A 21,162-nucleotide genomic window follows, 5' to 3' on the forward strand; every position below is an offset into this window, starting at 1 on the left:
CTCTTGCGCTTCTTGCACTGACTGCCCCTCGCCGCCACGATCGAAAACTAGCGGATGGGCCGGGCGGGCGATTGAGCGATTTTGCGCCCGTTGGCTTCGAATTGCTGCAATGGCGAATTGAAGCGCTCCGGTGGTCCATCGCTTCCAAGATTCGCTCCGGGCGTGTCGCCACCTGAGTGATGGGGCACGTGCGAGCCGAACGCAGGGAGCCGAATGGCTGGATGCGCCTGCACTGCCGCCTGAATCTCGAGGATTTCACGCGCCGCGCCAGGTCGTCTCATTCCAACTTGCCCGATTTGGTCGATTGTTGCGCCACGTCCGGCGTCGCCACTGTATGGATCCGCCGCCAGGCGCCCTATCCGTGCATCATCCATCCGCTGGCGGCCATGGCTGCCTGGCGCAGGGCTTCCGAAAGGGTGGGATGGGCGAAGGACATCCGCGCGAGATCCTCACAGATCGTCGATGTGTCCATGGCCACCGCGACTTCCGATACCAGTTCCGCCGCGCCCGGACCGATGAGATGCGCGCCAGCCACGAGGTTGGTGCGATCGTCGACGAGCAGCTTTACGAACCCGCGCGCGTGACCATGAATCCTGGCGCGCGGGTTGGCTTCGAACGGAAAGCGGCCGACGGTGTAGGTCGTGCCCGTCGCCCGGAGCTCCCCTTCGGTCCGTCCGATCATCGCGACCTCCGGGGTCGTGAAGATCGCGTTCGGCATGGATGAATAGTCGACGAATCCCGGCAGGCCGGCGATCTGCTCGGCACAGGCGATTCCCTCCTCCTCGGCCTTGCGGGCAAGCATCTGCCCGCCGGTGGTATCGCCGACGAGCCATAGACCGGGGGCGGGCATGCATGGGCCGCCATGAGGCGGCGTGCCTTGCGCATCGGCCCGCAGCCCCACGCTTTCAAGGGCGAGGCCGGTCAGGGCGGGACGCCGGCCGATGGCGACGAGAACCGCCTCCGCGTCGAGCCATCGTTCGTCACCTCCACCCGGCCGTTGCAACCGGAGGCGAACACCGTCGCCGTGCGGCTCCAGCGCCATGACCTCCGCCGACAGCTCGATGTCCATCCCCTGTTGCCGCAGGGCGTGCTCGAGCGAGGTCGCCACTTCATCATCAAGCCAAGGGCAGATCCGGCCGCAGCGTTCGATCACTGTGACGCGTGCACCAAGGCGCTGCCAGATCGAGCCGATCTCGATGCCGGTCGCGCCGCCGCCGACGACGGCCAAGTGCCGGGGAACGCGGTCGAGACACAGCGCCTCGGCGGAATCAAGGATGCGGTCATGGTCGAAGTCTGCGGCTGGAAACGGAATGGGCTCCGAACCGGTGGCGATCACGATGTGATCTCCGATCAGGATGAATTCCGCACCGTCGGTCCCGGTTATCCCGACCCTTCCGGGACCGGCCAGTCGCGCTTCGCCGTGATGCAGCGTCACCCGGTGTTGGTGAAGAAGCGATTGAATGCTCCCCGACATCAAGTCCACCACGGACGCCTTGTGTCCCATCATGCGGGCGAGGTTCAGCGTCGCCACGCCCTCGACCCCCAGCGCGGCATATTCTCCGTTCCGCGCGGCCGCGTAGATCTCGGAGGCGTGAAGAAGTATTCGTGACGGAAAGCATCCGGTATTGACGCCCGCGCCGCCGACCCTTGACGTCCGCTCGACGCAGGCCGTTCGCAGGCCCAGTTGCGCAGCCCGAATGGCCGTGTTGTAGCCTGCCGGCCCGCTGCCGATGACGATGACGTCGTATCGATTCATGGTGCTGGCCTCATTCGGCGGTCGTGCCTGTCGCGGTTCCATCCCCGAGTTCAGGGATCACCATGGATACTGTGATGATGTCGCGGTCGATCGGGGCGCCGCGGTCGCGACAAGACGGCGTGTTGAGACTAGCCGACCGCTGGGCACGGGAATTGAAGCTTCGTGCCGTCGCTGGTTGAAGGTTGACGCGTGCGGCGACGATCTGCGCAGTTGGCCCGTGTGCGGCGATGTTGCCGGTGACCCTGCGGGTAGCCTGACGGTCATGCCGGGTTGCACGCCGTCAGTTTTCCTGGTCGGCTGCCCCCCCGCCGCACATGACGGGCTCGCCGACGGCTGTATCGTCCGACCGCTGTCGACGACGCATCGGCCAGATGCGTCTGCCGACGATGCCAGGATATGGATAGCTATTTTCGCAGTATCGACACAAATAAAAATGAAAGCGGCCCGAGTTGCATGATTTTATTTGGCCGACGGAATGACATTCGCTACAATCCATGCCTGCCCGCCGCGATACATCTCTATTTGCGATCTGACAGCTTATTGGGACAACACATACCAACGTGTGGGTTATCGCGACCCATCAAGGGCTGGCAGAAAGCTGCCGCAATACGACGCGGTTCCGAGAGGGGCAGACCAATGGCGATCCATCCGAATGTCGGTGTACGAGCGCCAAGCCCATCGGCAACGCCCGCGGGCTTCCGCGACGGGTCGATCGTTCGGATCGAATTGCCTGACGTCGATATCGTGGTCGCCGTCGCCGCAAAGCGCCGCCCTCTCTCGCATGGAGCGAACGCCGGCACGTTAGGGCCGGGGCGGCTCACCGCCGAGCACTTGCTGGCGGACCCCATGCTTGACCAGCTGCGCGACGAGCTCGACGCGGCCGCTCCGGAGCGCTCGCCTGAGAGGATCTGTGCCGATGCCATCCGCCTCGCGCTGGCCGGGCGGCGGCTGCGTCTGAACGGCATCGAGGCGGCCGGCGGGGCCGAGGAAGCAGCAGTCAACGCGCTGCTGAAATGGCGGCTGAAGCGCGTCACGGCGTATGTGGACGACCACATCGGCGAGCCGATCACCCTGACCGACCTGGCGACCGTCGCCGGGCTCAGCAGAATGTACTTCGCGGCCCAATTCCGCGCGGCCACGGGGCTGCGCCCGCACGAATATGTCCTGCGCCGGCGGGTCGAGCGAGCCATGAGCCTGCTGGCCGACACGGCGGAGCCGATCGTGGCCGTCGCGCTGAGCGTCGGGTTCCAGACGCAGGCCCATTTTACGACCGTGTTCAAGCGCTTCATCGGCGAGACGCCGGGCCAATGGCGAGCGATGAGCCGGCAGGCGGACTGAGGCGTCAACCTCTCGACCGCTCATCTTGCCCAGCGGGAGCTGATGCGATGACGACAGAGCAGGATACCTCGGGGGGCGCCCCGGCCAGCCCGATATCGGACGGCGAGCGCAGCGACCGCGGCGGCACGTCGGCGGGCTCCCCCATGGCCGTGGCCGCCGATGGCCGCGCCGCCGTCGCGCCCGAGATCGACCTGGAGACGCACGGCCTGTCGCGCGCGGTGCCCGGCCATGTTCTCGTCGACGGCGTCAGCGTCGGCGTGCGGCGGGGCGAGGTCCTCGCCATCGTGGGGCCGAGCGGCGCCGGCAAGTCATCCTTCCTGCGCCTGTTGAACCGCCTCGACGAGCCAACCGCCGGCACGGTGCTGTTCAAGCAGCGCGACTATCGCGAGATCGAGCCACGCGTCCTGCGGCGGCGCATCGGCATGGTGTTGCAGACGGCCTATCTCTTCCCCGGCACCGTCGGCTCGAATCTCCGCTTCGGACCTAGCCAGATCGGCGCCGTCCTTTCGGCCGAGCAGATGGCCGGCCTGCTGCACCGCGTCGGATTGGCCGGATACGAAGAGCGCGACGTGTCGACGTTGTCGGGGGGCGAGGCGCAGCGGGTATCGTTGGCGCGAACGCTCGCCAACGATCCCGAGCTTCTGCTCCTGGACGAGCCGACGTCCGCACTGGACGAGGACAGCACGCGGTCGATCGAGGAGCTCATTCTATCCGTCGGCCGCGACAGCGGCATGGCGTGCGTGATCGTCACGCACAACCGCGCTCAGGCCGCCAGGATGGCGCAGCGCACGATGTACATGGAGCGCGGTCGCCTGATCGCCGTCGGCAGCACGAAGGAGATCCTCGATGCTCACTGAGATGCTCGACAGCCAGGTGACGCTCGGCCTCCTCCAGGCGGGAGCGGCGATCCTGGTGTGCCTGGCCGTCATCGCGCTGTGCCGCCATTTCGGCGTCCGCGTCGGCCGGGAGACCACGGTCTCGCTCGCCCGCGGCCTTCTCCAGATGGCCCTTGTCGGCGTCGTCCTCGGCCTCCTGCTGAAGGGCAGCTTGCCGGTCGGCATCGCCATCCTCGTGGCCATGATGTGCGCCGCGGCCTGGACGGCGTCGCGCCGGCTTCCCGAGGTACGCGGGACCTTGGAGATGGCGTTTCTGGCGATCGGCGCCGGCTCCGGAGCGGTGATCCTCGTCATGGTCGCGATCCAGGCGCTCGACACCCAGATCGCCGTCCTCGTCCCGGTGGGAAGCATGATCATCGCCAACAGCATGAACGCCTGTGCCCAGGCGATGGAGCGATTCAAGTCCGACGTCGTGGCGCACGTCGGACAGATCGAGGCCGCGCTCTGCCTGGGCGCCACATCGGACAACACGGTGTCGCCCTACGTGCAGACGGCGGTCTACGCCAGCCTGCTGCCGCGCCTCGACATGCTGAAGTCCCTCGGACTGGTCTGGATCCCGGGCGTGATGGCAGGAATGATGGTTTCGGGCGCGAGCCCGCTTTATGCCGGCATCTACCAATTCATCATCGTCGCAATGATACTGGCTGCCTCGGGCATCTCCGGAGCCGTGGCGATCGCCTTGCTGCGGCGGCGCTCGTTTTCGAGCGCCCAGCAATTGCTCCTGCGGCCGGATCCACGCGCAACCGAGAACCAGGCCGCGTGAGGATTCCATTCCGAAGCGAAAGCTCATAGCTTCGACGCTCGTCGATCGTCCTTCGTCAGGGGTCGCCGCTCGCTCCCTCCGAGCTCGCGCCGTCGGCAGATCCAGCCTGAGGGCGCGCTGGCGCGGCCTCCCGTGGATGGGCCCTGCGGCCGCGGATATAGATGGCGGCCCCCACGCCGAGCGCCACGACGATCGCCGCGGCCCCGAGCAGCAGCGGCTGGTGCGCGAGCCGCTTCAACTCGTGCAGGTGCGCTCCGACGGCGAGCACCAGGCTTCCCCAGAAGCCGACCCACAGCAGCGCGCCGATGGCGTTGAATGCGGCGAACACCGCCCACGGCATGCGCAGGCTGCCCGCCACGAGGCCGTTGATCTGCCGCAGCACCACGACGAAGCGCGCGGCGGCGACGACCATGGGTCCCCATTGGCGGAAGCGGTCGACCGCCCAGGCGTAGCGTGCCGCGGTGACGCCCACCCTGGCGCCGAACCGCACGATCGCCGCCGCCCCGAGGGCACGCCCGATCACATAGCCGACGTTGTCGCCGAGAACGGCGGCGGACCAGGCGCCGAGGAAGAATGCCGTCGGATCCAGCTGGCCCTGCGACACCAGGCCGAGCCCGGCGATCAGCATGATCTCGCCGGGCGCCGGCAAGCCCAGGGAATCGAGAAAGATGGCGACCGAGACAGCCCACACGCCGTAGTGCTGAACGTACTCATGCAGCCAGGGAGTCAGCTGCGAATGACCTGCCACACCAACACCTCGCCTTCGCCCGCCCGCGCCGGTTCGGCATAGCAAGCGTCCGCCACGCGAAACAGTGCGGCGAGCGAACTCTCTGGTCGTGATCCAGGGCTGCCGAGCCGATCGACACCCGCCCCGACCATCACTCGGCCGGGGCCACCCCGTTCCGGGACGGCACCGGCGCCATGCTCTCGAACACGCCGTCCCGCCGGACGAAGGCATGGAACAAGGCCGCCGCGACATGCAGCAGGATGAGGGCGAAGAACGCGAAGGCGAGATAGAAATGCGCGCCCCACAGCAGCGTATGCAAGGCGTTGCTCTGCGGCAGGATGGCCGGCAGCCGGATGCTCCCGTACACCACCACCGGATAGGCGCCGGCCGACATCATGGCCCAGCCGATCAGCGGCATGCCGATCATGAGCGCATACAGGGCGTAGTGCGACAGATGGGCCGCGAGCTTCATCGGCTCGGGCAGGTCGGCCGGCAGCGCCGGCGCGCCGGTGCGAAGGCGCACGACTAGGCGGATCAGCGCCAGCAGCAGAATGGCGATCCCGAGCGTCTTGTGGGTCGCCAGGAGGGGAACGTACTTGGGCATGACGGTCGATACCATGCCGACGCCGATGAACAGCATCGACACAATGCAGACGGCCATGAGCCAGTGTAACGAGCGCTGAAGAACGGTGAAGCGTTTGGCTCTATTGGTCATTGCCGGATGCCCGCCGTGGCCTGCTGGTTATAGTACCTGGTCTCCGAAGTCCGCAGATCGTACGACTTGGCATAGGCGGCCGATCGTGCCGCCGGAAACGGATCGTCGGACACGCGGATGCCGGTCGGCAGGATGGTCGGATCGAAATTGATGTCGCGGCACGGGCCGTCGCGCTCGGCCTCGATCTGCTGCACGACGAGGGTTCCGACGTCGACGGTGCGCCGTCCCGCCGGCCACGCCTGGCTCGGATCGGCGGTGGGATCACCCGGATTGGCGATCGTCAGCACCATCGTCCAGCGTTGCGGCGCCTTGGCGACCCGCTCCGCAATCTCCTGCTCGAGATGGTTCGGGCCGAGCTTGGCGAGCTCGTCCTCCGTAATGGCGACCACCTGCGCCTGTGGCAGGAGCGACCATCGCACCGGATGCCCGGCACCGGAGCTGTCGACGAGGATGAAGGCGTTGAGGCCGTTGAATGCGTCTTGCGCGTAGCTGCCGGTCCAGGGCGCGCTCTTGGCCCAATCCCCGAATGCCGCGAACTCCGGATGCCGGGCGGCGAACGTCTTGACCGCATCCGGCTCCTTGCTGCGTAACGCTTCCTGCAACTCGTAGAATGCCTGGGGCGTGGCCACCGGAAAGAACGGTGGATCGATCATCGCGGTGCGCCACACCTCCCCGTCCGCGGTCGAGAGCTGCAGGCCCATGCCCCGCACGCGCACGGTCGCGTCCGGCGCGCCGGGATCGGGGGTGCCGAGATTGAAGCGGCCGAGAGCCGGATGCTGTCCGCGCGTGAACACCTGCGCCCGCGACAGCTCTGCGCCGTTCCCGTTCGCTTCGAACACACCCGTGAAGCAGATGCCCTTGGCGTGGTTGCGCCGATAGCCGAGCGCCGGGCCGCCGGGGGGAGCCAGCGAATCGACGATCTTCGTGGGGGTCAGCCGTTGGGGCGAGAGCCATCCTGCCGTGTAGGCGAACGCGCCGGCACCGGCGGCGACGATGACGGCGATCAGCCCCAGCGATCCGAAGGAGCGTGGCGACGGCGATTGAGACGGCTCGGGCATTCGGCACCCTCGACGGGAGTATCGGGCCTGTTCCGCATGCGGAATCGGCGGGCGACGCTAGCGCGTGCCGCCGCTGCCGGTCTTGTGAATCTACCCTAGTCTTTTCGAAATGGCACGATGATGGTGCTTGGCCGCCCCCCGGGGCGATGGTGGCGAGCGGCTCAAGCCAAAAAGCCGCGGCAGCTCAAGCGCTTGCTGCCAAGCCGGACGGTTGCGGCGGCAAGTCGGCTCCGGCGCGTCGGGCCACGAGCCGGGATGGGGCGGGCGGCGGAGCTGCCCCTAGGAGCTCGCCGGATCGTCGGCCGCCCATTTTGTCGTGAGCGCTTCGACATCGGGACGCTTGCGATCGGACGGCGTTTCCTTCGCCGAGCCTACATGGATGACGCCGGCGACCTTCTCCCCTTCGGTGAGCCCGAGAACGCGGCCGGCACCGGCGCTGAAGGCCGCCCAGCCGGTCAGCCAGTTCGCGCCGAAGCCCATGGCATGCGCTGCCGTCAGCAGGTTCATGCAGACGGCCCCCGCCGACAGATCCTGCTCCCAGGCCGGAATACGCGCATTCGGATCAGTGCGGCTGACCACGACGACGACTACCGGTGCGTGGGTCAATCCCTTTGATACGAGCGCTGCGATCCTCTCGCGCTGCCCCGCCTCCATGTCCCGGTTCTCCGCGGCGTACAGCGTGGCCAATCGCTCACTTGCGATGCTTCGCGCCTTGCCGTCGATCACGATGAACCGCCACGGCTCCAGCGCGCCGTGATCCGGCACGCGCGCAGCGATCGTCAGGATGCGGCGAAGCTCCGTCTCGCTCGGCCCCGGCTCGCCCAGCCAGGTCAGAGCCACCGAGCGACGCGCCTCCAGCAGCGACAGCAGCTCGCTCCTGGCAGCAGACAGCGGGGGTTCGGCCCGCGCGGCGGAGTGGACGGTCATATCATCCCCTTACGCTGAAAGGCGCGGGCGAGCGCACGATGCGGAGGCCCGGCGCGGTGTCGGACGCGGCGCATCGTCATCCATCGCTTTCATGCCCGGCCGGCGATCTCTATCGATCGAAGGTCGGGCACGGATGCGGGCCTTGCCGCCGCCGCCAGGGCGGCCTGCAGCTGTTCGACATCCGCGTCGAGGATGGGATGCCAGCCGCAGGTGCACGCCGCGTCGCCGCGATGAGCGTCGGCCACGTCCCGGTAGATCGAGCCGAGCGCCTCGGCGGCCAGCACCATCACGCCGATCGGCGGCAACCGCGAACCGTGCAGGGCACGGCAGAACGCGGTCATGATCGCCTGGCGCAGGTCACCGCGCGCGATGTCGGCCTTGTCATCAAGCTCAAGCTCATGCGGCACGATGCCTAGCCTCCCATGCGTCGATTGCGATTTGCCGAGATTGCGGATTGTCGACCGCAACGCTGAGAAGATCGACCAGGCGCCGCATGCGCGGCGTCAGCCTGCGATGCTCGGCTGTCGCCCCGTCGGCGGCGCCGGCGACGAGGGCCAGCGCGCGCCGAAACTCGAGGAGGCTCGCCTCGGTGCGGAGCGTTTCGCGGACGATCAGCTCATCCGCCGCGCCGATTGCAGAGACGACATCCCGCTCAGAAATTCGGTCCATATCGAAGCCTCGCGACGATCGAACTCCCCTCGCCTGCGCGGACAGATAGGCTCAAAGCGACCTGTCGGCAAGATGTTGTATGAATTGAATAAATAGAACAATTCGAAACTGGCGCCCCATTGCTCGCGATAGAGCGGCTGCATCTCTCGAACCATGCGGAGCCTCCGGGGATTTCTGCCCGGGCGCTTCAGCGCTGACCTTTGCCGATGCTGGCCGTCGGCTGAAAGGGCTTTCGCTCATAGCAGTGCCGTTGACGATCACACGCATCGGCCAGTTCCTTGGCTGCTCGCTTGCCTTTCCCTCGGACCGCAATATATGACCATCGGTGGTCATATGAGAGGCACTGCGATGAAGGAGCTCCAGCTCAAGGACGCGAAGGCAACCCTTTCCGCCGTGGTCGACCGCGCTGTCGCCGGCGAGCCGACCGTCATCACCCGCCACGGACGCAAGGAAGCAGTCCTCGTCTCCTTCGACGAATGGGAGCGTGTCTCCAAGGTGCCGAGCTTCGCCGACCTGCTGCTCTCCTTCCCCGGCGCGCCCGGCGACATTCCCAAGCGATCCCGCAAGCCCGCCCGCGCCCTGCGCGACACCGGCTTTTGATCTCGTATCTGCTCGATACCAACATCGTCTCGGCCGACGCGCCCGCCAAGCGCCAGGTCGGTCCGGAAGCCTTCGCGGCATGGGTGCGTGAGAATGGAGAGCGTCTCTATATCTCGACCGTGACTGTCGCCGAGATCGAGGCCGGCATCGCCCGCGCTGTCGGGATCGGCGCGACGACGAAGGGCGAGCAACTGCGCCTCTGGCTCGCCGCCGTCGAGCACCTCTATGTCGGGCGCATCCTCGCCTTCGGCATCGAGGAAGCGCGCCAGGCCGGGGCCATCCTCGACCGGGCGCGGGCGCACGATCCCGGCTTCGAGGACATCGCCATCGCGGCGACGGCCGCGGCTCGCGGCCTCACGATCCTCACCGCCAACGAGCGCCACTTCGCACCGCTCGGCGTGCCGCACATCAATCCGCTGAAGCAATTGCCCACCGGATGACCGTAGCCGCTCGCGCCGATCGGAGCCATGGTCACGAGCACGCCGGGCTCGGACCGCCGCCGGCTCCCCGTCCCCGCCCTCCGACTTCGTCGTGCGGCGGGCCCGTCGATCACGCCCGACCGCCCTCCCCCATCAAGCGGTCGCGAAGCGAGCCCGGCCCGTAGGAGGAGCGCAGCCGGCCGCTGGCCTGCAGGACGGGCACCACGCCGTCGACGAAGTCCTCGAACGTGTCCGGCAGGAAGGCGGGCGAGATGACAAAGCCATCGGCCACACCGGAATCGATGATGGCGATGAGCTCCTCCGCCACGTCCTGCGCGGTGCCGACTGCACGCGGACACATGATGCCACGGCCGTAGATCCGCCCCGCCTCCGCGATCGTCATCGAACCGCCCGCCGCGATCGAACGCAGCGCCGCGAGATTTCCCTGACTGCCGGTGTCGGCGATCTCGTCGATCGTCGCCTCGAGCGGCAGCGATCCGAAATCGGCGTTGGCGTGGGCCGCGAGCGTGGACAGCCCGACGCGCGGATCGACGAGGCTGTCGTGCAGATCCCGCTTCGCCTCCGCCTCGGCGCGCGTCGCGCCGATGAACGGCATGATCGCCATCATGACCTTGGCCGCGTCCGGCGCGCGCCCTGCCCCTTCCAATGCGCTCGCAACGTCGGCCTTGAAGGCGGACATGCGGGCAAGGCTCGGCTGCAGCGCGAAGATCACCTCCGACCATTTGGCCGCGAAGGCCTTGCCGCGGCCCGACGACCCCGCCTGAATGATCACGGGACGTCCCTGCGGGCTGCGCGGGATGTTGAGCGGGCCGCGCGAACGGAACCAGCTGCCGGCATGGTTGGGGTAGTGGACTTTGGCGGGATCGGCATAGATCCCTCGTTCGCGGTCGAGCACCAGCGCGTCCGCATCCCAGCTGTCCCACAGCTTGAACGCCACCTCCAGGAACTCGTCCGCGCGGTCGTAGCGCTCGTCGTGGCCGAGATGGGACGAGAGCCCGAAGTTGAGCGCCTCGCTGTCGTTCATGGACGTGACGACGTTCCACGCGGCCCGCCCGCCGGACAGGTGGTCCAGCGTCGCGAACTCCCGGGCGATGTTGAAGGGGGCGTCATAGGTGGTCGAGCGTGTCGCGCCGAGGCCGAGGTGCGAGGTGACCGCCGCCATGGCGCCGAGGATCGGCACCGGATCCATGCGGGTCGCGTCCTGGTCGCCGAGCCTTATGCCGATCTCATGGCTGTCGCCGTAACGGTCGGAGATGGCGAGCCGGTCGGCGAAGAAGACGAAGTCGAATAGGCCCCGCTCCAGCGTCCGGGCGATGGACGCATAATGGGGAAGGCTGAGAAACGGCGTCTCGTGGGCGGGGTTGCGCCAGATCGCGTGGCTGTGGACCACCGGGCCCGCCACCATGAAGCCGCACAGGTGCATGTGTCTGGGGTTCGTCATGTCACGCTTCGCGGGCCACCAAGGGCGCGCGCCTCCCTAGAGCGCTTTGCGATTGGGTGGACTCACCCAATCGCAAGAAAGCGCTCTCGATTCAAAAGACTATGAGCATTTCTCTGCCATTGGATGGATCCATCCAATGGCGAAATGCTCTAGCGTGGGCGGCCACGCGGCCGCGCACGTTGCAGATACCGGTTATCGGGTCAGTCGAGGGCGCCGTTCAGCTGACGACGCCGAACGGCGTGTTCTTCCCGCCCTTAATGAGCTGGACGTAGAAGGACCGGTTGAGCGAGTCGCCCGCCGCGTCGAAGTCGCAGGTGCAGCCCGCGCCGTTGAAGTTGATGGCTCGGCCTTCGCGCACCATCTTCAGCGCTTCGACGATGTCGTCGACGGGCTCGCCGGGCGGATTGCACACCTCGCGCACGGATTTCGTCCACACCGCCGCCTCTTGCGTCTTGGCGTGCTCCATCGCCAGCACGGCGATGCAGACCTGGTCCCACGCATTGCCGGCAAACAGAAAGACCGTGCCCTCCGGCGCGCCCATGTCCTTCACGAACCTGGCGTAGGACGGGCTGTCGAGCGGGGGCGACGGCTGAAGATGGTAGATGCCTTCGGCCACGTCGGGGCCGACCGATTGAAGGAATTTTCCCTCCGCGTCCGCACCGGTGCCGAGCGCCAGCACCTTCGATTTGAAGCCGCCGCGATAGATTTCCTTGGATATCGAGACGAAATCGGTCAGCAGCGGCAGGCAGAAGACGGCATCGTATTCGGGCGCGAAGACCTTCTCGACCTCGGCCCGGTACGAGGCCTGGTCCGGGTTGTACATGACGACGTCCATGACGTCGCCGCCCAGCTTCTTCATCTCAGCCTTGAAAGGCTCGATCATGGCGACGACGAAAGGATTCTGCTGCGCCAGGATCGCGACCTTCCTCGCGCCGATCTTTTCCATCACCTTCGCACCGGCAGGGCCCCATTGGGTGCTCTTCGCCTGCAGGCGGTAGATCAACCCTTTGGTCTCGCCCTCGGTGACGGCGTTCGCGGCGCAGGACAGCATCTGCACCTTGTCGGCGGCCAGGATCACCGGCTTGGCGGCGAGCGCCTCCGGGCTCCCCCAGAAGCCGCCGACCATCTCCACCTTGTTGACCTCGAGCAGCTTCTTGCTGGCCGTGACGCTGGCGGTCGCGCTGGTCTCGGAATCCTCGATGAACAGCTTCACCCGCCGGCCGCCGAGAATGCCGCCCGCGGCATTCACCTTGGAGACGACCAGCTCGGCCGCCTGCTTCATAGCCGGGCCGTAAGCGCCGGTCGCGCCGGAAAACGGCAGCACCATGCCGATTGGCACGTCGGCCGACTGCGCCCCGGCGGGCGTGCCGAGCGCCATGCCGAGAGGCAGCGAGCCGAGCCCGGCCAGGACGGAGCGGCGGCTCAAGGACACAGAAGGGTCAGTCATCTAGGCAATCCTTTTCCGTGCTGGGATGCGTGAGTTCGACGTCGGGCGTTCACTCGCGATCATTGCCGCCCCGCGACGTCGGGAAAGAAGTCGCCGGCGCGGCGGCGCGATTCCGGCACCAGTCCCTGCGGACGCAGAATCAGCAGCAGGATGATGCCGAGACCGATCAGGCCCAGCCTCAGGGCCGAGAGCTGCACGCCGTCGATGACCGGGACGAGATCCTTGAGGAAGCGCGTGCCTTCCAGCAACGCCATGATGGATCCGGCCCCGACCAGGAGGCCGACGTTCGAGCCGCGCCCCCCGGCGATCACCGCCATGAACGCATAGGACGTGACGAGGGGGGTGAACTGGCTGGGATCGATGTAGGTCAGGTAGAAGGCGTGCAGCGCACCGGCGACGCCCATGATAGCTCCGCCGATGACGAAGGCGCGCAGGCGCAGTGCGAACACCGGCTTGCCGAGCGCCGCTGCGATGGTGGCGTCGTCGCGGATCGCCCTGAGCGCCCTGCCGAAGGGCGCGCGCGTCCAGCCTTCCAGGACGACGAAGACCACGGCCAGCACGACGACGGCGAAGCCGACGAAGACGAGATCACCGCCGATTGCCTCGCCCAGACCCGCGAGCGGCCGGGGAATGTCAGCGATGCCGAGCGCGCCGTTGGTCAGCCAGCCCTCGTTGAGGATGACCAGACGGACCACCTCGCCGAAGCCGATGGTGACGATGGCGAGATAATTCTCCTCGAGGCGGATCGACAACAGCGCGAGCCCCGCGCTGAGCGCGGCCGACAGGACGCCGGCCAGCACCATCGCCGCAAACCAGCCGATCGAAGGGGCGGTCAGCGCGGTCGCGTAGGCGCCGATCGCCACGAAGCCGACGACGCCGAAATTGACCAGGCCGGCGAGGCCCCACTGCAGGTTCAGCGCGAGGCCGACGAGCGCGGCGACGATGACGAATATCGCGATGGTGATGATGTACGGGATCATTTGCGAGCCGCCTTGGCGCCGAGCAGGCCGTTGGAGCGGAACAACAGCAGTGCGAGGATCACCCCGAAGCTCACGACCTGCCGGTAGTTCGTGGGAATGACGAGCGCGGACATTTCCTCCGCCACGCCGATCACCAGCGCCCCCGCCACGGCGCCGACGGGCGAGCCGAGCCCGCCCAGGATGGCAGCCGCGAAGATCGGGATCTGGTAGTTCCAGCCGATGAGCGGATCGATCGCCCGGTCGAGGCCGGCGAGCACGCTGGCGAGACCGATGAGCACGCCGACCAGCGCCCAGGTGAGCCGGGCGATATGCCGCCTGTCGACGCCGCGCGTGGCGGCAAGGGACGCGTTGTCGGCGACGGCGCGCATGGCCCGGCCGAGCGGGGAATGGCGCAGCAGCACGTGCACGAGCACGAGGCAGACGCAGACCGTCACGGCCGTGGTGATCTGCTCCTGGTTGATGCGAATGCCGCTCCAGCGGATCGGGCGGGACAGGGGCGCGTCGAAGCCGCGGCTGGCATTGCCGAAGGAGAACCGGCAGACATTCTCGATGATCAGCGAGACGCCCATGGAGGCGACCAGCAGCGAGATCGAGCCGCGCTGCCGCAGCCGTTCGAAGACCAGCTGGTCGGCGAGCACGCCGGCGACCGCCACGGTACATGCGGCGATCGCCGCCGAGACGCTCAGCGCCAGGCCGAGCTGGGTATTGGCCACCCATGCCGCGTAGGCGCCGAGCGTCAGCATCGCCCCGACAGCGAAGTTCGCGAACTTCAGCACGCCGAAGATGAGGGTGAGCGCCAGGGCCGGCAGGGCCAGCAGGAGGCCGGTGACGAGGCCGTTGAAGAACAGTTGCGCGGCCATGTCAGGCGACCTTCGCGAAGAACAGCTCGCCGAGGTCGGCCATGCGGATCTCGTCGGCCCGCGCCCGCAGGCTGAGCCGGCCGGCGACGAGGACGACGGCCTCGTCGGCGATCCGCAGCGCCGCCGCCACGTTCTGCTCGACGAGAAGCACCGTGATGCCCGCCTCCCGCACGCGGACGATCGCCTCCATCGTCTGGTCGACGATCTTGGGCGACAACCCCGCCGACGGCTCGTCGAGCAGGAGCACCTCCGGGTTCGCCAGCAGCGCGCTGGCGAAGGCCAGCATCTGGCGCTGCCCGCCGGACAGATCGCCCGCCCGCGTCCGCAGCCGGGCGGCGATCTCCGGGAAGAGCGCGAGCACCCGCTCGCGCTGCTCCGGACAGACGCCCGCGCAGGAATTCGGTCGCGAGCTTCAGGTTCTCGCCGATGGTGAGGCTGGGAAAGACGTTCGCCTCCTGCGGTACGTAGGCGAGCCCGGCCGCGACGCGGCGCGCCGGCGCCTGCCGCGTCACGTCCCGGCCGGTGATGCGGACCGTTCCGGCGCGCACGTCCAGGAGGCCGGCCAACGTCTTGACGAAGCTGGACTTGCCCGAGCCGTTCGGCCCGATGACGGCAACGATGGTTTCGGGATCCTGGTGCAGATCGATGCCACGCACGATGTCGCCGCCGCGGCCGTAGCCGGCGCGCAGCCCCTGGACCGAGAGCGCCGGAATGATGTCGCGCCCGCTCATGCCGCCATCCCGAGGTAGGCCTCGACCACACGGGGGTCCTGCGACACCTCGGCGAAGGAGCCGGAGACCAGCAGCCGGCCCTCCGCCATCACGTGCACCCGGTCGCACAGCTCGGCGATCAGGTGCATGTCGTGCTCGACGATGGCGAACGACACGCCCTCCGCCCTCAGCTCCCGGACCAGGCGGATCATCTCCAGCTTGATCGGCGGCGCTACGCCGGCCCCCGGCTCATCGAGCAGGATCAGACTCGGCTCGATCAGCAGGGCGCGCGCGATGTCCAGAAGCTTCTTCTGTCCGCCGGAGAGCGCCGCCGACGGCTGGTCGGCGAGCCGCCACAGGCCCACACGCTCCAGCAGCTGGCGCGCGCGCCCGGCATTCTCGCTTTCCTGCGCCCACCATCGGCGGCGATCGAACAGGCCGGCCAGCAGCCCTTCGCCGAGCTGGCGGCGCGGGGCGAGCAGCAGGTTTTCGAACACGGTGAGGCTGCCGAGCTCGCGAACGATCTGGAACGTGCGGGCCACCCCGTGCGCGGCGAAGCGATGCGCGGCGAGCGAGGTGATGTCGGCACCGCGGAGCAGCACGGTCCCCTCGTCCGGGCGAATCAGGCCGGTCATGACGTTCAGCAGCGTCGTCTTGCCGGCGCCGTTCGGCCCGATCAGGCCGGTGATACGGCCGGCCTCGATCGCGAGGCTGCAGCGATCGAGAGCCACCAGCCCGCCGTAACGCTTGGTGATGTCGCGCACTTCGAGACAGGCGCCGCCGTTACCCATTCCGGCACCGGCCGACAAGTTGCACCTCGCACAAACACCATGCAGCAGGCGCATATAAGATGTGCATCAGCCTATATGTTATTCTGTATTCATGCATCGGCCATTCTATGTCCGAAGTTTTCTTCTACGCAAATTTATAATGCTTTGGTCGAAAATGAGTGATACTTATGTTTCATGCTTCGGCCGCTTGAGATCGCACTGCTTCGGACATTCGTCCTGCTCGTCGAAGAACGCAGCGTTACACGCGTTGCAAAGCTGCTGCGCCGCACTCAACCTGCGATCAGCCTGCAGCTGCGTCGGCTGGAAGAAGCGGCGGGCCGGCCGCTCTTCGAGGGCAGCCTTCGGCAGCTGCGGCTCACGCCCTATGGCGAAATGCTGCTGCCCTACGGGCGCGCCGTGCTGCGCATGCACGACGAGGCCAAGCTGAAACTCGCGTCCGATGAGATCGAAGGGCGCGTGACGCTCGGCTGCCCGGACCTTTATGCAGCGTTCCTGTTGCCGGCGACGCTGGCCAGCTTCCGGGCGGCCTATCCGCGCGTGGAGGTGTCGGTCCGCTGCAATCTCACGCGGCAGCTCGCCGCCGACATGGATGCGGGCCTCGTCGACGTGGCGATCGCCACCCGCATGCCCGGCGTCATGCCGAAGGATGGCGACGCCGTCCATCTGCGCGAGGAAGCGCTGGTCTGGCTCGGCGCGGAGGACGGCGACGCGCATCGGCGCGATCCGGTGCCGCTGGCGCTCCTGCCGGAGGGCAATCTCTACCGCGATCTCGCGCTCATGCGGCTCAACGAGACCGGCATAAGATGGCGGGTCGCCTGCGTCTCGGAGAGCATCGCCGGCCTGCAGGCCATGGCGCTTGCCGACGCGGCCGTCATCGTGCTGGCCGAATCCGTGCATGCGCGTGGGCTCGTCCGGCTGGCGCCCGACTGCGGGCTGCCGCCCCTGCCGACCGTCGATCTCATGCTGTGGCGCCGACGCCGTGGGCTTTCCGACGCGGCCGCTCATTTCGCCAGCCATATCGAGCAGCATGTGCGCCGCTGCGACGCATCGGATGCCGCCCTCGAAGACGTTCGATCCGTGAGCACGCTCGGCGGCGCGGATGCAGCGGCAAGCGCCAACCATGTCGCAACTGCGCTTCACGGCTGACGGCCGGCTCACCGCCCGGTCGCACCGGCCGGGCTGGAGCGCTTCTCATACAAGTGGGTGTTCCACCCCATGGCGAAGCGCTCGATCAACGCTCCACGGAGGCCTGGCGTCGACGCGGACCGGCAAAGGGAACGGCCCGCCCGCCGTGCAGCGCCATCAGCTGGACGGGTGCCGAACCGATGCGCAGCCGACGGGCTCGCCCTGCGCGGGAGCGTTCGGCGAGACGGGCGGCACCTTGGCGATGTGGAGGGCGAGGCGGGTGACGAAGCCGATCATCACCCCGAAGCCGGCGAGGACATAGATCATGGTGAAGAGCTTCGAGAGGTCCGACGTGGGCGCAAGCCCCGGCGGCGCGATGGTGACGAGCGTCATCAGCGAGAAATAGGCGGCGTCGAGCCAGCTCCAGGCCTCCGCCTGCCGGTAGAAGAGGGTGCCGCCGAGCACGATGAGAAGGAGCGCCAGCAGCATCGCCCGGAACTCCGGATCAAGGACGCCGCGGGCGATCCCGACCACGAGCCGGAGCAGCGAAACGCAGAGCGAAACCATGACGGTCTCCGTCGATATCCTCGATCGGCGCGGCCGCAGCCCCACGCGCCGTGCTGCAGCCGTGCCCGGGCGTCAGCTCGCGAGGATCTCCAACACCGATGTCGTGCCGATCTTGGCGCCGAGCGGGATCGCGTTCAGGTCCACCTTGAAGTTCGGATTGTGCGACGAGAAGGGGAAGCTGCCGTCCACCTTGAAGCTCTCCGCGAACAGCACGGGATCGGCGATGCCCACCGCCATGTAGGCAATGGGGACGTCCTTGTACGGGCTGACCAGCAGATGCGCGTCCTCGGAGCCCGTCGCCGGCGGGAACTCGGTGACCACCTGCTTTTCGCCGAGCAGCGACTTCAGCGGAACGCTGATGCGGTCCGCCAGGGCGCCGTCGTTCACGAGCGGCGTCGATCCGCCCTTCATGGTGATGGTCGGCATCTTGTCGGCCGGCATCCCGTAGGTGGTCGCGATGCCGTTGCTGATGGCACGGATGCCGGCGATCATCTTCTCGCGGACCTCCGGCTTGAAGAATCTGAGGTTGAGCTTCACCAGCGCGCTTTCCGGGATCACGTTGTTGTCCGTCCCGGCCTGGATGGAGCCGACCGTCAAGACGGCCGTCTCCTGCGGGCTGATGACCCGCGAGATGATGATCTGGTATTCCGCCACCGCCATCGCCGCCATGACGACCGGGTCCTTGGTCATCTGCGGCATCGAGCCGTGGCCGCCGACGCCGTGGAAGGTGACGTCGATCTGGTCCGTCCCTGCCATGAGCGTTCCACCACGCGCCGCCATCACGCCGGTGGGGACCGGCGCCGTGTGCAGGGCGATGAAATAGTCGGGCTTGGGAACGCCGTGCCTGGTGTAGAGGCCGTCGTCCACCATGGCGGCGGCGCCGGTGATCGGCTCCTCGGCAGGCTGGCCGACGAGGACGAGGGTGCCGCTCCACTCGCCCTTGAGGGCGGCCATGGCCTTGGCCAGGCCCAGCATCCAGGTCACATGGGCATCGTGGCCGCACATGTGCGCGACAGGCACCTCGATGCCGTCAGGGCGCTTGACGCGGACCTTGCTGGCATAGGCAAAGCCGCTCGCCTCCTCCACCGCATTGGCGTCCATGTCCGCGCGGTACATGACGATCGGGCCCGCTCCGTTACGCAGGATGCCGACGACGCCGGTCTGGCCGATGCCGGTCTTCACCTCGTAGCCGAGGGAGCGAAGCTCCTTGGCGACGATGCCCGCCGTGCGGACCTCCATGAAGCCGAGCTCCGGGTTCTGGTGGATATCCTTGAAGATGGTGACCAGTCGATCCTTGTCGGCGTCGATCGCGGCGGAGACCTTTTGTGAGAGGGCGGGCGAGACCTTGCTCGACCTCGGGGGCTGCGTGTCGGCGGCGGCCGCGGAGGCGAAGGCAACGGGCACGGCCGCAGCGATGGCGGGCGCCGCGGCAGCCGCGAAGAAGCCTCGTCGGGACAGCACGCCGCGCCAGGCCTCGGCATCCTGCGCCTGGCACGAGCAGCCCACGTCGCAGATCAGATGCTGATATTTCGAACCGACCTTGAACATGCCCGCCCCCCCAAGCAAGAGACCGGCGACGCGCCCGCGCCGACGACGCGAGGAGCCCGACCTCGCATCCAATTCTCACCTGGGCCGTCTCGCTGTGCGAGGCTGCCGGCAAGCCGGTCCGCCGTCTCCATGCGCGATCCGCATGATCGATGCGATCATGCATACGCAACCGCTGCGGCCCGACTATCCGAAGTCCGCAGGCTTTTCATTTTCCGGCGGTTTTGCGGTCCTTTGTGGAGCAGCCGTGTCCTCTCCGATCCCGCTCCGTCGCGACAGCCATCGCGTACTGCCCGCTGGGGCGGATCGCCGCTGCGGGGCCCGCAGGCATCCAAGCCCCGTCCACGGCCCGCCCGAGGCCGGGATATCGGCGCATGGAGCGTTTTCAGTGACGGCGGAGCGACGCCAGCGTCGAAGTGGACGCGGGCGCCGGCACGAGGTTAATAAGCCGAGTCTGGATCGGCGGCAGGGAGCCTATTGACGGAATGAGCGGCTTAACCGTGCTTGTCGCGCAAGCGATCGTCTACTTTGTCGCCATGGCGATCATCTTTTACAAGAGACGAACGACCGGCATCGGAGTCTTCTTCTGCTTTCTCGGCACGATGCACTTCCTCGAGACGTATCTCGCGGCCGTGTTCTTCATCGAGCTGCCGTTCGGGCTGATCTCACCGGGCTCGACCGTCATGTTCACGGGCAAGCTCGCGTCCTTCCTGCTGCTCTACATCAAGGAGGATGCCGAGAGCATGCGCCAGCCCATCTACGGCCTGCTGGTCGGTAACATCCTCATGGTTGCGCTGGTGCTGATCCTGCGCTTCCACAGCGATCCGGCAAGCCTGCCCGGCTACAATCCGGATCTGCGCTTCCTCGACCAGATCGGCCTGCTCATGGTCTGGGGCACCGTTCTCCTCTTCATCGACCTGATTGCGCTGGTGGTCATTTACGAACGGCTGGCCGCGGTGGTGACCAACATACCGGGCCGGATTTTCGTCAGCCTGGCCATCGTGCTCAGCTTCGATCAAATCTTCTTCTATGTGGGCCTGCACCTCCTGTCGGGGGTGCCCGAATCGGCCTTCTATGGAGGATGGATCGCCAAAATGGGCGCCGCCGCCTTCTTCAGCGTCATGCTGACGTTCTATCTGCGATTCGTCGAGGGCAGCGCGCTGCGCGCCCCGCCGCATGACGCCGGCGACGTGTTCGATCGCCTGACCTACCGCCACCGCTACGAACAGCTCGTCGAGCAGGTCGGCAAGGACACGCTGACCGGCCTCCACGACCGCGGGCAATTCGAGGAGAAGGGCCCGCTCATGCTGAAGGCGGCCGCACGGTCCGGGCGGCCGATGAGCCTGACGATGATCGACATCGACCATTTCAAGGCGATCAACGACGAGCACGGTCACCCGCACGGCGACAAGGTGATCCGGGAGGTGGCCGCCACGATCACCCGCGCCAAGCGGGAGGCGGACGAACTGTTCCGCTACGGCGGCGAGGAATTCGCGCTGCTCTGCGGCGAAGCGCCCGCGGGCGCCGTGACGCTGGCCGAACGTATCCGGACCGCCGTGGCGAACACCTCCCACCCCGGCCTGGACCGGCCGATCACGATCAGCATCGGCATCGCCACCTTTCCGGTGCACGCCGAGGACTTCCGCGAGTTGCTCATGCGGGCGGATGCGGCGCTCTACGAGGCGAAAGCGCGCGGGCGGAACAGGGTTTTCACGGCGTCCGCGGCAGTTTCGCTGCATGAGGCATGAGTCCCGTGAATGCGGCGGCGGGACCGGACGCCGATACCGCTGTGGGGCTCGAGCTCGGC

General features: G+C 67.4%; 22 protein-coding genes and 1 pseudogene. 8 read left to right on the top strand and 15 right to left on the bottom strand.

Features of this window, described 5'->3' with window-relative positions; genetic code table 11:
* Window positions 1–355: 355 nt before the first annotated feature.
* A complete protein-coding gene (lpdA, locus tag ACZ5PO_RS03245) occupies window positions 356–1,756 on the bottom strand; it encodes a dihydrolipoyl dehydrogenase (RefSeq protein WP_464190209.1) in 1,401 nt (466 codons plus the stop codon).
* A gap of 396 nt (window positions 1,757–2,152) precedes the next feature.
* Here lpdA and ACZ5PO_RS03250 point away from each other — a divergent pair, with 396 nt between their 5' ends.
* The 3 genes from ACZ5PO_RS03250 to ACZ5PO_RS03260 are packed head-to-tail and all read left to right on the top strand — an operon-like array spanning window position 2,153 to window position 4,753.
* Window positions 2,153–3,094: a helix-turn-helix transcriptional regulator gene (locus ACZ5PO_RS03250; RefSeq protein WP_464190212.1), complete on the top strand. Its 942-nt coding sequence runs from the start codon at window positions 2,153–2,155 to the stop codon at window positions 3,092–3,094.
* Window positions 3,095–3,141: 47 nt separating this feature from the next.
* Entirely contained in the window at window positions 3,142–3,951 is an 810-nt protein-coding gene (locus ACZ5PO_RS03255) for an ABC transporter ATP-binding protein (protein WP_464190214.1), read from the top strand.
* Window positions 3,941–4,753 carry an ABC transporter permease gene (locus ACZ5PO_RS03260; RefSeq protein WP_464190216.1) on the top strand — a complete coding sequence of 271 codons (813 nt, stop codon included), beginning with the start codon at window positions 3,941–3,943 and terminating at the stop codon, window positions 4,751–4,753. Before ACZ5PO_RS03255 ends, ACZ5PO_RS03260 begins: the two co-directional genes overlap by 11 nt.
* Before the next feature lie 55 nt (window positions 4,754–4,808).
* On the opposite strand, the gene ACZ5PO_RS03265 is transcribed toward ACZ5PO_RS03260, so the two are convergent.
* The 5 genes from ACZ5PO_RS03265 to ACZ5PO_RS03285 form a co-directional block, all read right to left on the bottom strand.
* Window positions 4,809–5,501: a DedA family protein gene (locus tag ACZ5PO_RS03265; protein WP_464190219.1), complete on the bottom strand. Its 693-nt coding sequence runs from the start codon at window positions 5,499–5,501 to the stop codon at window positions 4,809–4,811.
* A 130-nt stretch (window positions 5,502–5,631) separates the two neighbouring features.
* Window positions 5,632–6,195, bottom strand: coding sequence for a cytochrome b (locus tag ACZ5PO_RS03270; RefSeq protein ID WP_464190221.1), 564 nt, complete (start codon window positions 6,193–6,195; stop codon window positions 5,632–5,634).
* Window positions 6,192–7,253, bottom strand: a complete 1,062-nt coding sequence (locus ACZ5PO_RS03275; RefSeq protein ID WP_464190223.1) for a catalase family peroxidase — start codon at window positions 7,251–7,253, stop codon at window positions 6,192–6,194. Before ACZ5PO_RS03275 ends, ACZ5PO_RS03270 begins: the two co-directional genes overlap by 4 nt.
* Window positions 7,254–7,532: 279 nt before the next feature.
* On the bottom strand, window positions 7,533–8,180 hold the full coding sequence (locus ACZ5PO_RS03280) for a nitroreductase family protein (RefSeq protein WP_464190226.1): 648 nt from the start codon (window positions 8,178–8,180) through the stop codon (window positions 7,533–7,535).
* 89 nt (window positions 8,181–8,269) lie between these two features.
* Window positions 8,270–8,587, bottom strand: a complete 318-nt coding sequence (locus tag ACZ5PO_RS03285; protein WP_464190228.1) for a hypothetical protein — start codon at window positions 8,585–8,587, stop codon at window positions 8,270–8,272.
* Window positions 8,588–8,627: 40 nt separating this feature from the next.
* Here ACZ5PO_RS03285 and ACZ5PO_RS03290 point away from each other — a divergent pair, with 40 nt between their 5' ends.
* From ACZ5PO_RS03290 to ACZ5PO_RS03300, 3 genes are all read left to right on the top strand, one after another.
* Window positions 8,628–8,945 (top strand): hypothetical protein, encoded by a 318-nt coding sequence (locus ACZ5PO_RS03290; protein ID WP_464190230.1) that lies wholly within the window; start codon window positions 8,628–8,630, stop codon window positions 8,943–8,945.
* Window positions 8,946–9,197: 252 nt separating this feature from the next.
* Window positions 9,198–9,449, top strand: a complete 252-nt coding sequence (locus ACZ5PO_RS03295) for a type II toxin-antitoxin system Phd/YefM family antitoxin (RefSeq protein WP_464190232.1) — start codon at window positions 9,198–9,200, stop codon at window positions 9,447–9,449.
* Window positions 9,446–9,889, top strand: a complete 444-nt coding sequence (locus ACZ5PO_RS03300) for a PIN domain-containing protein (protein WP_464190234.1) — start codon at window positions 9,446–9,448, stop codon at window positions 9,887–9,889. The genes ACZ5PO_RS03295 and ACZ5PO_RS03300 overlap by 4 nt, the downstream gene beginning before the upstream one ends.
* A gap of 109 nt (window positions 9,890–9,998) precedes the next feature.
* Here ACZ5PO_RS03300 and ACZ5PO_RS03305 read toward each other — a convergent pair whose 3' ends face one another.
* The 7 genes and pseudogenes from ACZ5PO_RS03305 to ACZ5PO_RS03335 all read right to left on the bottom strand — a co-directional run bounded on the left by ACZ5PO_RS03305 (window position 9,999) and on the right by ACZ5PO_RS03335 (window position 16,172).
* Window positions 9,999–11,330: an LLM class flavin-dependent oxidoreductase gene (locus ACZ5PO_RS03305; RefSeq protein WP_464190236.1), complete on the bottom strand. Its 1,332-nt coding sequence runs from the start codon at window positions 11,328–11,330 to the stop codon at window positions 9,999–10,001.
* Window positions 11,331–11,547: 217 nt separating this feature from the next.
* The gene (locus tag ACZ5PO_RS03310; protein WP_464190238.1) at window positions 11,548–12,777 is read right to left on the bottom strand and encodes an ABC transporter substrate-binding protein; all 1,230 of its coding nucleotides are present in this window, start codon (window positions 12,775–12,777) and stop codon (window positions 11,548–11,550) included.
* A gap of 59 nt (window positions 12,778–12,836) precedes the next feature.
* On the bottom strand, window positions 12,837–13,757 hold the full coding sequence (locus tag ACZ5PO_RS03315) for a branched-chain amino acid ABC transporter permease (RefSeq protein ID WP_464190239.1): 921 nt from the start codon (window positions 13,755–13,757) through the stop codon (window positions 12,837–12,839).
* Window positions 13,754–14,617, bottom strand: a complete 864-nt coding sequence (locus ACZ5PO_RS03320; RefSeq protein WP_464190241.1) for a branched-chain amino acid ABC transporter permease — start codon at window positions 14,615–14,617, stop codon at window positions 13,754–13,756. Before ACZ5PO_RS03320 ends, ACZ5PO_RS03315 begins: the two co-directional genes overlap by 4 nt.
* A 1-nt stretch (window position 14,618) precedes the next feature.
* Window positions 14,619–14,978: an ATP-binding cassette domain-containing protein gene (locus ACZ5PO_RS03325; RefSeq protein ID WP_464190243.1), complete on the bottom strand. Its 360-nt coding sequence runs from the start codon at window positions 14,976–14,978 to the stop codon at window positions 14,619–14,621.
* Window positions 14,979–15,048: 70 nt separating this feature from the next.
* Window positions 15,049–15,348: pseudogene (locus tag ACZ5PO_RS03330) on the bottom strand (ATP-binding cassette domain-containing protein); the annotation flags it as partial.
* Window positions 15,345–16,172, bottom strand: a complete 828-nt coding sequence (locus ACZ5PO_RS03335) for an ABC transporter ATP-binding protein (protein WP_464190245.1) — start codon at window positions 16,170–16,172, stop codon at window positions 15,345–15,347. The pseudogene ACZ5PO_RS03330 and the gene ACZ5PO_RS03335, both read right to left, overlap by 4 nt.
* A gap of 120 nt (window positions 16,173–16,292) precedes the next feature.
* Between ACZ5PO_RS03335 and ACZ5PO_RS03340 the strand changes: the two genes are divergently transcribed.
* Window positions 16,293–17,264 (top strand): LysR substrate-binding domain-containing protein, encoded by a 972-nt coding sequence (locus tag ACZ5PO_RS03340; RefSeq protein WP_464190247.1) that lies wholly within the window; start codon window positions 16,293–16,295, stop codon window positions 17,262–17,264.
* Window positions 17,265–17,420: 156 nt separating this feature from the next.
* On the opposite strand, the gene ACZ5PO_RS03345 is transcribed toward ACZ5PO_RS03340, so the two are convergent.
* Window positions 17,421–17,810 carry a potassium channel family protein gene (locus ACZ5PO_RS03345; RefSeq protein WP_464190249.1) on the bottom strand — a complete coding sequence of 130 codons (390 nt, stop codon included), beginning with the start codon at window positions 17,808–17,810 and terminating at the stop codon, window positions 17,421–17,423.
* Between the two features lie 72 nt (window positions 17,811–17,882).
* On the bottom strand, window positions 17,883–19,358 hold the full coding sequence (locus ACZ5PO_RS03350; protein WP_464190251.1) for an amidohydrolase: 1,476 nt from the start codon (window positions 19,356–19,358) through the stop codon (window positions 17,883–17,885).
* Between the two features lie 413 nt (window positions 19,359–19,771).
* On the opposite strand from ACZ5PO_RS03350, the gene ACZ5PO_RS03355 reads away from it, so the two are divergent.
* Window positions 19,772–21,103, top strand: a complete 1,332-nt coding sequence (locus tag ACZ5PO_RS03355) for a GGDEF domain-containing protein (protein WP_464190253.1) — start codon at window positions 19,772–19,774, stop codon at window positions 21,101–21,103.
* Window positions 21,104–21,162 lie beyond the last annotated feature (59 nt).

The organism is Chelatococcus sp. KU-N122, from assembly GCF_055391085.1.

Excerpts from the sequence above, each read along its gene's own strand:
- ACZ5PO_RS03310 (WP_464190238.1), bottom strand. The coding sequence starts at position 12,777 with ATGACTGACCCTTCTGTGTCCTTGAGCCGCCGCTCCGTCCTGGCCGGG.
- ACZ5PO_RS03335 (WP_464190245.1), bottom strand. The coding sequence starts at position 16,172 with ATGCGCCTGCTGCATGGTGTTTGTGCGAGGTGCAACTTGTCGGCCGGT.
- ACZ5PO_RS03255 (WP_464190214.1), top strand. The coding sequence starts at position 3,142 with ATGACGACAGAGCAGGATACCTCGGGGGGCGCCCCGGCCAGCCCGATA.
- ACZ5PO_RS03350 (WP_464190251.1), bottom strand. The coding sequence starts at position 19,358 with ATGTTCAAGGTCGGTTCGAAATATCAGCATCTGATCTGCGACGTGGGC.
- ACZ5PO_RS03250 (WP_464190212.1), top strand. The coding sequence starts at position 2,153 with ATGGATAGCTATTTTCGCAGTATCGACACAAATAAAAATGAAAGCGGC.
- ACZ5PO_RS03305 (WP_464190236.1), bottom strand. The coding sequence starts at position 11,330 with ATGACGAACCCCAGACACATGCACCTGTGCGGCTTCATGGTGGCGGGC.
- ACZ5PO_RS03260 (WP_464190216.1), top strand. The coding sequence starts at position 3,941 with ATGCTCACTGAGATGCTCGACAGCCAGGTGACGCTCGGCCTCCTCCAG.
- ACZ5PO_RS03275 (WP_464190223.1), bottom strand. The coding sequence starts at position 7,253 with ATGCCCGAGCCGTCTCAATCGCCGTCGCCACGCTCCTTCGGATCGCTG.
- ACZ5PO_RS03280 (WP_464190226.1), bottom strand. The coding sequence starts at position 8,180 with ATGACCGTCCACTCCGCCGCGCGGGCCGAACCCCCGCTGTCTGCTGCC.
- ACZ5PO_RS03320 (WP_464190241.1), bottom strand. The coding sequence starts at position 14,617 with ATGGCCGCGCAACTGTTCTTCAACGGCCTCGTCACCGGCCTCCTGCTG.
- ACZ5PO_RS03345 (WP_464190249.1), bottom strand. The coding sequence starts at position 17,810 with ATGGTTTCGCTCTGCGTTTCGCTGCTCCGGCTCGTGGTCGGGATCGCC.
- ACZ5PO_RS03340 (WP_464190247.1), top strand. The coding sequence starts at position 16,293 with ATGCTTCGGCCGCTTGAGATCGCACTGCTTCGGACATTCGTCCTGCTC.
- ACZ5PO_RS03295 (WP_464190232.1), top strand. The coding sequence starts at position 9,198 with ATGAAGGAGCTCCAGCTCAAGGACGCGAAGGCAACCCTTTCCGCCGTG.
- ACZ5PO_RS03270 (WP_464190221.1), bottom strand. The coding sequence starts at position 6,195 with ATGACCAATAGAGCCAAACGCTTCACCGTTCTTCAGCGCTCGTTACAC.
- ACZ5PO_RS03315 (WP_464190239.1), bottom strand. The coding sequence starts at position 13,757 with ATGATCCCGTACATCATCACCATCGCGATATTCGTCATCGTCGCCGCG.
- lpdA (WP_464190209.1), bottom strand. The coding sequence starts at position 1,756 with ATGAATCGATACGACGTCATCGTCATCGGCAGCGGGCCGGCAGGCTAC.